Annotated in this window: 12 protein-coding genes; 7 read left to right on the forward strand and 5 right to left on the reverse strand. The window is 69.6% G+C overall.

Annotated elements, in window-relative coordinates:
- Window positions 1-147 precede the first annotated feature (147 nt).
- Window positions 148-945: a response regulator transcription factor gene (locus H3H55_RS07255; RefSeq protein ID WP_193098152.1), complete on the reverse strand. Its 798-nt coding sequence runs from the start codon at window positions 943-945 to the stop codon at window positions 148-150.
- 121 nt (window positions 946-1,066) lie between these two features.
- Between H3H55_RS07255 and H3H55_RS07260 the strand changes: the two genes are divergently transcribed.
- Window positions 1,067-1,822, forward strand: coding sequence for a hypothetical protein (locus H3H55_RS07260; protein ID WP_226799967.1), 756 nt, complete (start codon window positions 1,067-1,069; stop codon window positions 1,820-1,822).
- A 61-nt stretch (window positions 1,823-1,883) separates the two neighbouring features.
- Complete coding sequence (locus tag H3H55_RS07265; protein WP_193098153.1) at window positions 1,884-2,708, forward strand: topoisomerase IV; 825 nt, start codon at window positions 1,884-1,886, stop codon at window positions 2,706-2,708.
- 42 nt (window positions 2,709-2,750) lie between these two features.
- Here the strand turns inward: H3H55_RS07265 and H3H55_RS07270 are convergent, their stop codons facing one another.
- From H3H55_RS07270 to H3H55_RS37250, 3 genes are all read right to left on the reverse strand, one after another.
- Window positions 2,751-3,680 (reverse strand): phosphatidate cytidylyltransferase, encoded by a 930-nt coding sequence (locus tag H3H55_RS07270; protein ID WP_193098154.1) that lies wholly within the window; start codon window positions 3,678-3,680, stop codon window positions 2,751-2,753.
- A 35-nt stretch (window positions 3,681-3,715) separates the two neighbouring features.
- Window positions 3,716-4,348, reverse strand: coding sequence for a lysophospholipid acyltransferase family protein (locus tag H3H55_RS07275; protein ID WP_048244222.1), 633 nt, complete (start codon window positions 4,346-4,348; stop codon window positions 3,716-3,718).
- A 96-nt stretch (window positions 4,349-4,444) separates the two neighbouring features.
- Entirely contained in the window at window positions 4,445-4,675 is a 231-nt protein-coding gene (locus H3H55_RS37250; RefSeq protein ID WP_226799969.1) for a hypothetical protein, read from the reverse strand.
- A 123-nt stretch (window positions 4,676-4,798) separates the two neighbouring features.
- Here H3H55_RS37250 and H3H55_RS07285 point away from each other — a divergent pair, with 123 nt between their 5' ends.
- Genes H3H55_RS07285 through H3H55_RS07300 form a run of 4 tightly spaced genes read left to right on the forward strand, consistent with a single transcriptional unit; the run spans window position 4,799 to window position 9,088 of the window.
- Window positions 4,799-5,404, forward strand: a complete 606-nt coding sequence (locus H3H55_RS07285) for a CDP-alcohol phosphatidyltransferase family protein (protein WP_048244220.1) — start codon at window positions 4,799-4,801, stop codon at window positions 5,402-5,404.
- Between the two features lie 59 nt (window positions 5,405-5,463).
- Entirely contained in the window at window positions 5,464-7,233 is a 1,770-nt protein-coding gene (locus H3H55_RS07290; protein ID WP_193098155.1) for a bifunctional alpha/beta hydrolase/class I SAM-dependent methyltransferase, read from the forward strand.
- A complete protein-coding gene (locus H3H55_RS07295) occupies window positions 7,230-8,636 on the forward strand; it encodes a phosphatase PAP2/dual specificity phosphatase family protein (protein ID WP_193098156.1) in 1,407 nt (468 codons plus the stop codon). The genes H3H55_RS07290 and H3H55_RS07295 overlap by 4 nt, the downstream gene beginning before the upstream one ends.
- Window positions 8,636-9,088 (forward strand): hypothetical protein, encoded by a 453-nt coding sequence (locus tag H3H55_RS07300; protein WP_193098157.1) that lies wholly within the window; start codon window positions 8,636-8,638, stop codon window positions 9,086-9,088. The genes H3H55_RS07295 and H3H55_RS07300 overlap by 1 nt, the downstream gene beginning before the upstream one ends.
- A 69-nt stretch (window positions 9,089-9,157) precedes the next feature.
- Here the strand turns inward: H3H55_RS07300 and H3H55_RS07305 are convergent, their stop codons facing one another.
- On the reverse strand, window positions 9,158-10,180 hold the full coding sequence (locus H3H55_RS07305; RefSeq protein WP_226799971.1) for a sensor domain-containing diguanylate cyclase: 1,023 nt from the start codon (window positions 10,178-10,180) through the stop codon (window positions 9,158-9,160).
- Window positions 10,181-10,663: 483 nt separating this feature from the next.
- Between H3H55_RS07305 and bcsB the strand changes: the two genes are divergently transcribed.
- On the forward strand, window positions 10,664-12,988 hold the full coding sequence (gene bcsB / locus H3H55_RS07310) for a cellulose biosynthesis cyclic di-GMP-binding regulatory protein BcsB (protein ID WP_193098159.1): 2,325 nt from the start codon (window positions 10,664-10,666) through the stop codon (window positions 12,986-12,988).
- The last annotated feature ends 1 nt before the right edge of the window (window position 12,989 follow it).

A 12,989-nucleotide genomic window follows, 5' to 3' on the forward strand; every position in this document is an offset into this window, starting at 1 on the left:
GGTTGGAAACAGGGCCTAGTATGCGCCGATCCTTACGGTTTCCCATCCCGCCGATGCGTTAACCCGTCGGGGGTATTGAACTCGCGACAGGCGCTCGTCCCGGCGCGCGATGCGCGCGTCGAAGCCGTGATGCGACGGCGCTGCGCATCATCCATCGGTCTGCGCCTTCAGGAACAGCGAAAACAGCTCCGACTGCGAATTGATCGCGAGCTTCGCGTAGATGTTGCGCCGGTGCACCTTGACCGTTTCCGCCGAAATTGCCAGCTTGTTCGCGACTTCCTTGTTCGAGCGGCCGCTCAGGATCAGCCGGATCACGTCGAGCTCGCGCGCGGTGAGCGGCGTGCCGAGCCGCGCCATCGCGTGCTCGAAGCCATCCTGCGCGCCGGCACCGGCCCGGCGCGGCGGTGCGGGTTCGGCGGGCGTGCGCTCGTACGCGAGGCGCTGGCGCATCAATCCAGCCACCCACGGCCGCACCAGGTCGAGCAAGGCCACCTGTTCCGGGCTGAAGCGCCGCTTGCTGCCGAGCGACAGGCACAGCGTGCGCGTGTCGTCGAGCACGACGTTGAACTGCACCTCGTCCTCGACGACGTTGTGCGTGAAATAGAGCGTGTAGTACTCGGTGTCGCGAAAGCACTCGGGCGCGACGTCGGACAGCCGGAACAGGCCGCTCTTCGGCGCGTCGCGGTTCGCGATGTAGAACGGATCCAGCAGGTACAGGCCCTGCACGTAATCGCGGTACAGCGGGTCGGGGCCGCCGCCTTCGTACGGGCATTCGGCGAACACCTGCGGGCGGCCGTCGCCGAACATCAGCGCGACCCAGCTGTCGACCTCGACGTATTCCTCGATCAGCCGGATCAGCGACAACCAGAAGCCCGGCTGGTCGAGCGACTCGATGAGCCGTCCGACCGACCGGTGCCATGCGACGTCCTGCAACGTGAGGTTCATGCGTGTGTCCGTGTCGGGCCGGCCGATGCGTTTGCGATGCCGCGCGGTGCGTGTACGCTACGGGCTCGCGGGCACGTTTCCGCACGCGCGGCAGGGGCCGCGCGCATCACCGGATCCTGGAATGAAGAACGAGATCGTAACGCCGGCCGGCGCGAATGGCGAGGCCGTGCCGCGGCGCCGGTTCGCGACCGTTGCCGTGCGCGTCGCGCTGGCGTGTCTGGGCGCGGTGGCCGCGCAGTCGGCCGTCGCCGCGCCGCCGGCGTCATGCAGCGAGCAATTGACGCAACTGATCGTGCCGGCGCTGCGGCAGCCCGCGATGGACCGGCGTGCGATCCGTGCCGACGTGGACGAGCGTGACGGCGACGTCTACCGCATCCGCCTGTTCGTCACGCCCGATCATCCGGGCACGCCCAACCAGGAAGCGACGATCGGCTGGGTGACGCTCGATACGCATGCGATGCGCGCGCTCGACGTCACGCGCGATCCCGACCGGCCGGACGTGCTGGCGATCGACCGGCGCGCGCTGTCGCGCTTCGTGTCGGCGTGTGCGGCGCCGGCCGCGTCCGTGCACAGCGCCGTGGATTGCGACGCGCTGAACCGCCGTGCGCAAGCGCAGGGCGATGTCGTGATGGGCAGCGATGCGGGGCGCGTCGTGACCGGCAAGGGGCGTCTGCCGTTCTTTTCCGCGCCGGACGACGCATGTCGGATCGACGGGCTGTTCATCGTCGAGCACGACCGCGTCGATGCGCGGGCCGAATACGGCCGTTTCACGTCGGTCGTCTATCTGAATTCGCGCACGCGCGGCAGCGCCGAAGGGTGGGTGCAAACCGCGCGCCTGAAGCCGGACGGCACCGGCATCGCGCCCCGGCAACCCTGATCGCGTGCACCAGTTACCACTCGCCGCACGCCGTTCCAATCCAACCGAATCGAACCCCGTCATGACTGTCCAGCACCGGAAAAAACGTCTCAAGCCGATTGCGGCTTCGCTCGCCGTACTTGGCGCACTCGCGGTGCTCACCGCGCTTTCCGCGTTGTCGCCCGTCTACGCGGCCGATTCGATCCCTGCCGACCGTCAGCTGCAGACGTTCATTCACGACAGCTACGGCAAGTGGCGCGCGGACCGCAAGGGCTGGCAGGCGGACGGGGACGATGTCATCTATTCGACGTGCGGCTCGCTGCGCGTCACGACCGCTGACGGCCCGCGGTACCTGCTCGCGATGTGCGGCGAGACCGAGGCAGCCGTGCGGAACGGGACGCCCGGCATGGATTCGGACGGCACGGCCGGCACGATCGATTTGTACGTGCTGAAGCCGGCGCCGGACGGCAAGTCGCTCGAGCCGGTCGTGAAGAAGACGGACATCGCGTCGGGCAAGCGTGGCGAACCGGGCACGGTGCGCATCGAACGGCTCGGCCCGCATCTGTTCGGGTTCGTCATCGGCGACGGGATCACGCTGCAGGGCTACACGCAGGCGAGCCGGTCGATCTGGCTGCCGCTCGGCAATGGGATCGTCGAAGCGGCGCCGCGTATCAACGAGACGCTCGACAATGCGGGATCGCTCGATTGCGGGAACGCGAAGTCGCATTGCGAAAGCCGCACGTTCACGATCGTGCCCGACACGACAGGCACCGGCGATGTTTATCCGCTGACGGTCACGGAAACGGGCACGCGCGGCGACAAGGACCTCCACGCGCGCTACACGGTGAAGTTCGACGCGTCGCGCGGCCGCTACATCGTGCCGAAGGCGCTGCGCGAAGGGTATTGAGCGTTCGCGCGCGGGAACGGGCGGCGTTGCGCCGCCCGCGCATCACACGTACAGGTAGCGCACGAGGTGGAAGAACACGGGCGCGGCGAAGCAGATCGAGTCGACGCGATCGAGCATGCCGCCGTGGCCCGCGATCATCGAGCCCCAGTCCTTCGTGCCGAGCGAGCGCTTGACGGCCGACAGCACGAGCCCGCCGACGAAGCCCGCGATCACGATCGCGAGCGAGATCCCGAACGCCGCGCCGAAGCTGAACGGCGTCACGCGATACAGCGATGCGCCGCACAGCGTCGCGAGCAGGCCGCCGCCGATGAAGCCTTCGATCGTCTTCGACGGCGACAGCTGCGGCGCGATCTTGCGGCGCCCGAACAGCTTGCCGACGACGTACTGCAGCACGTCGCTGATCTGCACGACGACCAGGAAGAAGAACAGCAGCAGCGCGTTCTGCCCGGTGTAGTGCGGAATGTCGAGGATCAGCACGGCCGGCGCGTGGCTCAGCCCGTACACGCACACCATCAGCGCCCAGTTGATTTTCGCGTTGCGGCTCAGGAAATCGCGCGTGTCCTGCGTGAGCGCGGACACGAGCGACATCGCGAAGAACAGGTGCACGGGCACGAAGATCGAATACATCCCGTACCAGTTGATCCCGAGCAGCAGGTACTGCACGGGGATCGCGACGAAGAACGCGATGAAGAGCGTCGTATGGTCGCTCGCGGTCGTCGGCGTGAGCGTGATGAATTCGCGCAGCGTCAGGTACGACAGCAGCGCGAACACGAAATACGTGACGTTGTTGCCGAGGCCGATCGCGATGGCCATGATCGCGATCATCGCCCACCACGCGCGGATGCGCTGGTTCAGGTTGACGATGGTCGAGCTCGTGCCGCCGCTGCGCGCGCCGAGGATCGCACCGATCACGGTGGCGACGACGAGCACGCCCGTGACGCCCGCGACCAGTTCCCAGAAGAGAGTTCGCATGGAGATATCCGGAAAAGGAAAGGAGGGCGCCGCGTTCAGCCGGCCGGCCGCTGCGGCGGCGCGAGCGCGACGACCGCGTCGTGCATGCGGGCGAGGAACGTCGGTTTTTCTTCCTGGTCGCCGAGCGCTTCGTTCGCGCCGAAGTGCACCTTGCAGATCAGCGGCACGGGCCAGATCGCGCCCTTCGGCATGATGCGCTGCAGGTTCTCGAGGTAGACGGGCGCGAGCGCGACGTTCGGGAACTCGGTCGCCAGATGGAACAGCCCGCTCTTGAACGGCTGCGGCAGCACGTCGGCGCCGCGCGTGCCTTCCGGGAAGATGATGATCGAGTGGCCTTGCCGCAATGCGTCGCGCACAGGTTCGAGCGGGTCGCCGCCGGATTCGCGGTGGCGGTCGATCAGCACGACGTTCAGCAGCTTCTGCGCGATGTGGCGCTTCATGTCGCTGCTGTCCCAGTAGTCGCGCGCGGCGACCGGCCGCACGACCGCGCGCACGTTGCGCGGCAGCGCGGCGAGGATCGCGAGCGTGTCGATGTGGCTCGTGTGGTTCGAGAAGTAGATCTTCTGCGTCGGTGACGGCGGCGCCTGATGCCAGACCGGATACGCGCCGGCGACGAGCCGTACGATGGACAGCAGGAAGTCGCGCTGCCAGACGTTGAGAATGTTCATCGGCGCTGCGCCTCCTGCCTGCATGCCCGGCCGCATGTGCGGCGGGTGGGGCCCCGGAATGCCGGCGCGGCAGGATGCGCGCCGGACGGCCCTTGTTTAAATTTTTTCAAATTCGTGGCTGCCTGTCGCAGGTCCGCGATAATCGGACGGTTCGCCGTCACACGCTGTTGCGTCGCGGCGAATGCGCCGGTCGGCGGCGGGATAATCGGCTGTTGCACGAGTGCCCGTTTGCAGTTCGAATGGATCTCGCTGCGATCGGGCCAGCGGATTATCGCGAGTTTCCGTAAAAAATGCCAGATTGGCGCCGCGGGTGCGTGCTTGACGCATCGGGGCCACTCGGCGACGATGGGGGCCTTCCATTGAAGGCCGACGAAGGCCGTTTCGCCGCCCGGGGCAGGGTGGCGGGAAACGTGTCCGACTGTGCCGCGCGAATAATACGAATACGAAACGATGAGCCTCTACGCACTCAAACCCAAATTCCAGGACCGTCTGCGCCCGTTCGCGAATTCGCTCGCCGAACGCGGCGTCACCGCCAACCAGGTCACGCTGTTCGCGGCGGGCGGCTCGATCGTCGTCGGCGCGCTCGCCGGGCTCGGCGTATTCGCCCGCGCGCTGTTCCTGCTGATCCCGCTGTGGCTGTTCGCGCGGATGGCGCTCAACGCGATCGACGGGATGCTCGCGCGCGAGCACGGGCAGAAGAGCACGCTCGGCGCGTACCTGAACGAGCTGGGCGACATCGTGTCCGATGTCGCACTCGTGCTGCCGTTCCTCGCCATTTCCGCGTTCGCTCCGGCAGACGTCTGGCTGTTCGCGCTGACGGCGGTGATCGTCGAATGCGCGGGGCTGATCGGGCCGCTCGTCGGCGCGAGCCGCCGTTACGACGGCCCGTTCGGCAAGAGCGACCGCGCGCTGGCCCTCGGCGCGTTCGCGCTGTGGATCGGCTTCGGTTTGCCGGTCGGCAGCGTCGCCGCGTGGCTGTGGCGCCTGCTGATCGTGCTGTCGATCGTCACGGTGGTGCGGCGCGTGCAGGCCGGCATCGCCGAAAAGGGCGGTTGACCGACGAGGCGCCGGAGGGCGGCGCCACATGATTCGAATAACGAAACGAGAGAGATCGCATGAGCGCACGCACGGCCCGTGAGGCCGACTTCATCACGCACGACGGCGAAACGCTGTTCTATCGTCACTGGCCCGCAACCGGGCCGCGCTGCCGCGGCGCCATCGTGCTGCTGCATCGCGGCCACGAGCATTCGGCGCGCGTCGCACACCTCGTCGACGAGCTCGACCTGCCCGATTTCGCGTTTTTCGCGTGGGATGCGCGCGGCCACGGCCGCTCGCCCGGCGCGCGCGGCTACAGCCCGAGCGCGGCCGCGTCGGTGCGCGACCTGCAGACCTTCGTCGAGCATATCCGCGACACGCACGGCATCGCGATCGAGGACATGGCCGTGGTCGCCCAGAGCGTCGGTGCGGTGCTCGCGGCCACCTGGGCACACGACTACGCGCCGCCGATCCGCTGCCTCGTCGTCGCGTCGCCGGCCTTCCACATCAAGCTCTACGTGCCGTTCGCGCGACCGGGGCTGCGGTTGATGCACAAGCTGCGCGGGCTGTTCTACGTGAACAGCTACGTGAAGCCGAAATTCCTCACGCACGACCCCGAGCGGATCGCGAGCTACGCGTCCGATCCGCTGATCACACGGCCGATCGCGGTCAACATGCTGCTCGACCTGCACGACACCGCGAAGCGGATCGTCGCCGACGCGGCCGCGATCACCGTGCCGACGCAACTGCTGATCTCGGGCGCCGACTGGGTCGTGCATCGCGGCCCACAGGACCGCTTCTTCGAACGGCTCGGCGCGGCGCGCAAGGAGCGCATCGTGCTGCCGGGCTTCTATCACGACACGCTCGGCGAGCGCGACCGCGCGCAGGCGCTCGCACCGCTGCGCGCGTTCGTGCTGCGCGAGTTCGATGCGCCGAGCCCGCGCGTGTCGCTCGCCGACGCCGACCGGCGCGGCGCGTTCCACGACGAATACGCGGCGCTCGGCCGGCCGCCCGCGAACGTGTTCGCGCGGGCGTACTGGGCGCTCACGCGGGCCGGCCTGAAAGCCGGCGGCGCGCTGTCGGACGGCATCGCGCTTGGGCTGCGGCTCGGCTTCGATTCGGGCTCGACGCTCGACTACGTGTATCGCAACCGCGCGCAGGGCCGGCTCGGCGTCGGCGCGCTGATCGACCGCACGTATCTCGATTCGCCGGGCTGGATCGGCATCCGCCAGCGCAAGGTGCATCTGCAGGAACTGATCGGCACGGCGATCGGCCGCCTGCGCGGCCACGGCACGCCGGTGCGGATCGTCGATATCGCGGCCGGGCACGGGCGCTACGTGCTCGACGCGATCGCGACGGCCGCCGAGCGCGACGGCGCGGCGCCCGACGACATCACGCTGCGCGACTACAGCCCGCCGAACGTCGAGGCCGGGCGCGTGCTGATCGCGCAGCGCGGCCTGGAGCCGATCGCGCGCTTCGAGCGCGGCGACGCGTTCGACGAAGCGTCGCTCGCGACGCTCGAACCGCGTCCGACGCTGGCGATCGTGTCGGGCCTGTACGAACTGTTCGGCGAGAACGCGCTGATCGAGCGCTCGCTGCGCGGGCTCGCGCAGGCCGTGCCGCCCGGCGGTTATCTCGTCTATACGGGGCAGCCGTGGCATCCGCAGCTCGAATTCATCGCGCGGGCGCTGAACAATCACCGCGGCGAGGCGACCTGGGTGATGCGCCGCCGCTCGCAGGCCGAGATGGACGAACTCGTCGCGCGCGCGGGCTTCCGCAAGCTCGACCAGCGGATCGACGAAATGGGCATCTTCACGGTCAGTCTCGCGCAGCGGGTCGACGCGTCATGAGCGAGTTCGGCGGCGACGCGCGCGGCCTGGCGGCGCAGGCGTCGGCGGCCGGTGCGCGTGACGCGTCGTTCGCGCTGCGCTTCGGCTGGCTCGCGGTGATGGGCGCCGTGTTCTTCTCGACGTACGGCTTCGCGAACTGGCTCGCCGCGCGCCGCGCAGCGGTGCCGACGTTCGCATTCGGCTGGGAGCATGCGATCCCGTTCGTGCCGTGGTCGATCGTGCCGTACTGGTCGATCGACCTGCTGTACGCGCTGTCGTTCTTCTTCTGGACGCGCCGCGCCGATCTGCTCGATCACGTGAAGCGGCTGCTGACCGTGCAACTGGTGTCGGTTGTGTGCTTCATCGCGTGGCCGCTGCGCTTCGGTTTCGAGCGGCCCGACGCGGGCGGCGTGGCTGGTGCGCTGTTCACGCTGCTGATGGGTTTCGACAAGCCGTTCAACCAGGCGCCGTCGCTGCACATCGGCTTGCTCGTCGTGTTGTGGGTCGTTTATGTGAAGCACTTGCGCGGCACAGTCGCGCGCGTCGTGCTGCATCTGTGGTTCGCGGCGATCGGCGTGTCGGTGCTGACGACCTACCAGCATCATGCGATCGACGTGCCGACCGGTGCGGCCGTCGGTTGTCTCGCGCTGTTCCTGTTTCCGCTGCGCGATGCCGCGGGCCGGTTGCCGGGCGCCGATGCGTCGCCGGGCGCGGCCGGCCGCGCGCTCGCGCGTCGTTATGCGCTCGGCGCGGCGCTGGTTGCGCTCGTGGCGCTGTGGTGCGTGCCGCGCGCGCCGGGCTGGGCGCTGGCGGCGGGGTGGGTCGCGCTGGCGCTCGCGTGCGTCGCGTGGATCTACCGGCGCGGCGCGCCCGGTGCCTTCCAGAAGGATGCGCACGGGCGTTTCCCGGTCGTCATCCGCTGGCTGCTCGCGCCGACGATCGCCGGCGCATTCGTCAATTCGCGGCTGTGGACGTTCCGGCAGCCGGCGCCCGTGCGGATCGACGCGCGCGTGTCGATCGGCCGTACGCCGACGACGCGCGATGTGCGGCGCCACGGCTTCACGGCGCTGGTCGACCTGACCGCCGAGATGCCGCGCTGGGCGACGGCCGACGCGTCGCTCGCATATGCGACGGTGCCGCAGCTCGATCTCGTCGCGCCGACCGCCGTGCAGCTCGCGCAGGCCGTCGCGGCGCTCGAGCGCCTGCACGGGGAAGGGCGCGACGTGCTGGTCTGCTGCGCGCTCGGCTACGGGCGCAGCGTGCTGTGCGCGGCCGCGTGGCTCGCGGCACGGCGCGGGCTGGGCGATGCGCGCGACGCGCTTGCCGCCGTACGCGCGGTGCGGCCGCACGCGGTGTGGTCGGACGACGGCGTGGCCGTGCTGCAGCACTGGATCGATCGCCGTCGCGGCGCGGGAGGCGGGTGATGCGCGATCCGTCCACGCCATTCAGGATTGCCGCCGCGCGCGGCGCGCTCGATGCGGGCGCGTGGGCGATCGCGGCCGCGCTGGCCGCGGCGGGCGCGGGCTGGTGGATCGCGGCGGGCTGGGCGCCGGCGTCGATCGCCCGCGTGCTGCTGGCCGTCGTCAGCACGGGGTCGGGGATCGCCGCGCTGTGGTACGCGGTGCGCATCGAGATCGACCGCCGGTTGTTCGCCGCGCTTGCGCGGGCGGCCTCCGGCGATGCGCCGGTCGACGACGGGCTCGCGGCGCTCGACCGCGCGCTCGCCGATCTCGGCTGGATCGATGCAGGGAAGGCCGGGCGCGCGCTCGACGCGCGCGTGCGCGGCGCGGTCGGGCTGTGCCGGGCCGGCGTGCTCGTCGCGATCGTGCAGTGGCTCGTGGTCGGGCTCGCGATCGCGATGCCGCAGGTCGGCTAACGCCGCTTCACGCGATGATCGGGCGGGCCTGTTCGGCTGCGCCCGAAGCGGACCGCCTTCGGGCCGGCGTTACGCAGGCGTCCTGCGTTGCGATCGCGACCGTTTGGCTTCGTACATCGCCTGATCCGCATGCTCGATCAGCGCGTTCATGTCGGTGCCGTCGTCGGGCAGCATCGCGATCCCGACGCTGACGCCGAGCCGCAGCGGTTGTCCCTCGAATTCGAACGGTTCGCCGACCTGCCGCGCGAGCCGCGTGCTTTGCGCATGCGCGTCGTCGCGGTTGCCGATGTTCGGCAGGAGCACCGCGAATTCATCGCCGCCGACGCGCGCGACCGTATCCGAGCGCCGCACCGCACCCTGCATCCGTGCGGCGATCTCGCGCAGCGCGGCGTCGCCCGCGCGGTGGCCGAAACCGTCGTTGATCGGCTTCAGCCCGTCCATGTCGATGTTGAGAATGCCGAGCCGGCCGTTCGCGCGCAGTGCCGTATGCATCGACTGACGCAAGCGGTCGTAGAACAGCGCGCGGTTCGGCAGGCCCGTGAGCGCGTCGTGCGTCGCGCGCAGGTACAGCTCGTTCGCCTCGTTGCGCGCCGCGTGGAACATCGCGGCGGCGATCAGCTCGGCGGTCAGCCGCAGCGTGCCGGCGTCGGCTTGCGAGAAGCCGTCGACGTCCGGCGACATCACCTTCAGCACGCCGACCGTCGTGTCCGCATGCGTGAGCGGCATCACGAGCATCGAGCGCAGGCCGACCCGGCGGCACGCGTCGCGGTCGACGCGCGGGTCGATTTCCGAGTCGGTGCAGTGCAGCAACTCGCCTTCCTGCACGCACAGGCCCGACAGGCTGCCCGAGCGGCGCAGCCGCAGCCCGAGCATCCCGGCCGCGGTGCCCGACGCGGCGCGGTACACCATGTCGTCGCCTTCGGCGAATTCGACCGCGGCGGCGCTCGCGCCGGTCAGCTGCGGCACTTGTTCGGCCACATAGGCCATCACGCTGCCGAGGTCGAGGCCGAGCTTTGCGATTTCGGTTTGCACCGCGATGATGCGCAGCAGCGTGTCGGCGGACGGGGTGGCGGTGTTGGCGATTTGATCCAAGTCAGTTTTCTCGCGAAGAAAGATCATCGGGCGGCGCGGGAGTGCGGTAGCATACGCGCCGCCCCGCGGCAGCGCCTTGCGGGCGGTCTGCAACGGACCGCCGCCGGCATGCCGGCCCGGCCGGCCGCGCCGGCAGTATGCCGTTCGGTCCCACCGGCAGCAATGGCGAAAATTTTGCCATTCACTCCTCTTGCGCAGCATTTCCGACCGGACTGAGGTTTTTTTCGCTTCACCGTCGCGAATCGGGGTAAGTTTTGTCCTATTTTTGAGATAGTGTGACGAATACGCGAGTGCCAGTGCCAGGCGCGCGCAACACGACGCAGAGACCGCTAAAGAATCGGCCGCGTTGTTTCGATATATGAATCAGGCCAGTTAGATATGAGGGGAAGCAGTGGGATTGTGCACTCACGGGCATGGCTGCTTGATGCGCGCAGATTTCGACGCGAATGAAGACCGGACAACCCTGACGAAGCGGAGCCGCGCATGAAGCCGGCCGCGTCGCTGTTCGTCCTGTCGGTCGCCGCGCTCGGCGCTTTCCACACGGCCGCGCTGTCGGCCGCTCCGATACCGGCGGTGCCGGCTGCCGCTGCGGTCGGCGCTTCGGCGCCCGCCGCCGTTGCCGCCGACGCGGCACCGGTGCTCGCGGCCGCGCCGGCGGCGGGCAGTGCGCCGTCCGCCGGGTTGCCGGCGACGACCGTACACCTGCCGTTCGCGTCGCTCGGCGCGTTCGACCCGCTGCGCCTGCGCGGCGCCGACGACGCGCGCACGATCAACGCGGGCGTGCGGCTCGACCGCGTGGTCACGGGTGCGCGGCTGCGTCTGACCTATGCGTATTCGCCGTCGCTTGTGTTCCCGATGTCGCACCTGAAGGTGTCGGTGAACGGCGAGGTCATCGCGACCGTCCCGTTCGACGCCGCGCGCGCGGGCCGCACGGTCACGCAAGAGATCCCGATCGATCCGCGCTACTTCTCGGATTTCAACCAGATCGGCCTGCGCCTGATCGCGCACTACACGCTCGACCATTGCGAGGATCCGTCGAACTCGGCGCTGTGGGCCGACGTGAGCCCGACGAGCGAGCTGATCCTCGACGAATCGCCGGTCCGCCTGCCGAACGATCTTGCGCTGCTGCCCGCGCCGTTCTTCGACAGGCGCGACAACGGCCGCGTGCGGCTGCCGTTCGTGCTGCCGGCGTCGCCCGATTCGGCGACGCTGCGCAGCGCGGGCGTGCTCGCGTCGTGGTTCGGCGCGCTGGCCGACTACCGGCATACGCGCTTCCCGGTGTCGTCCGCGCTGCCGGCCGACGACCAGGCGGTGGTGATCGGCATGGCCGCGACGCTGCCGGCCGGCCTCGCGCTGCCGTCGGTCAACGGCCCGCTGCTCGCGGTCGCCGACAACCCGGCCGCCCCCGGGCGCAAGCTGCTCGTCGTCACGGGCCGCACGGCGGCCGAAGTCGACGACGCGGTGTCGACGCTCGTGCTCGGCCGCGCGGCGTTGTCGGGGCCGTCGGCGACGGTCGCGCACGTCGATCTCGGCGCGCCGCGCAAGCCGTACGACGCGCCGCGCTGGCTGCCGGTGAACCGGCCGATCACGTTCCGCGAGCTCGTGTCCGATCCGCGCGAGCTGGAAGCGCGCGGCACGACGCCCGACGCGATCCGCCTGAACCTGCGCGTGCCGGCCGATCTCCATTCGTGGAACGGCGCGGGCGTGCCGATCACGCTGCGTTACCGCTACACGGCGCCGACCGTGCAGGACAACTCGACGCTCGCCGTTGAAATCAACGACCAGCTCGTGAAGTCGTACCGGCTCGGGCCGGCCCATGCCGAGGACGCGCGCGGCCGCATGCAGCTGCCGCTGCTGTCGGTACCGGAAGGGCGCGTGACGAGCGACGTCGATATTCCGGCGTTTCGCGTCGGCAGCGGCAACCAGCTGCAGTTCCGCTTCACGCTCGACTCGCAGAAGACGGGCCTGTGCTCGAGCACGGCCTCCGAGCCGCAGCGCGCGGCGATCGATCCCGATTCGACGATCGACTTCTCGCACTTCGTCCATTACGCGCAATTGCCGAACCTCGCGTATTTCGCGAACAGCGGTTTTCCGTTCACGCGCTTCGCCGACCTGTCGCAGACGGCCGTCGTGATACCCGACCGGCCGTCGCCGCAGGAACTCGAGGCCTACCTGACGATGCTCGGCCACATGGGCGAGTGGACCGGTTTTCCGGCCCTGCGCGTGCAGGTCGCGCGGCCCGGCGATGTCGCCGCGCTGTCGGGCAGCAAGGATCTGCTCGTGATCGATGGCTCGCCTGCGTCGCCGCTGCTCGCGCACTGGCGTTCGGCGCTGCCGCTCGCGATCGGCGAGCAGGACGGTGCGGGCACGACGCGTGTCGCGTTCACGGTGAAGGAGCGCTGGCGCAACGGCGTCGGCCTGGCCGACGGCGGCGCGCACATCGAACAGACGGGCCCGCTCGCGGCACTCGCCGGTTTCGAGCTGCCGGGCAGCCATGGCCGCAGCGTCGTCGCGCTGACGGCGACCGACCAGCCGCGCCTCGGCGACTTGCTGAACGTGTTCGAGAACGCCGGCCTCGTGTCTCAACTGCAGGGCGATCTCGCGCTGGTGAGGCCGGGGCAGGTCGACAGCCTGCGCGTCGGCGAGCCTTACGTGGTCGGCTTCGTGCCGTGGTATGCCCGCGTGTGGACGCATGCGGCGCGGCATCCGGTCGTGCTCGGCGCGGTTGGCGTCGTCGCGGGGCTGCTGCTCGCGCTCGGCGTGTTCAGCGTGCTGCAGAGAATCGCCGCGCGTCGACGGGGGATGTAAC

Origin of the sequence: Burkholderia sp. Z1 (assembly GCF_014893795.1) — a bacterium.
Lineage (GTDB): Bacteria > Pseudomonadota > Gammaproteobacteria > Burkholderiales > Burkholderiaceae > Burkholderia > Burkholderia theae.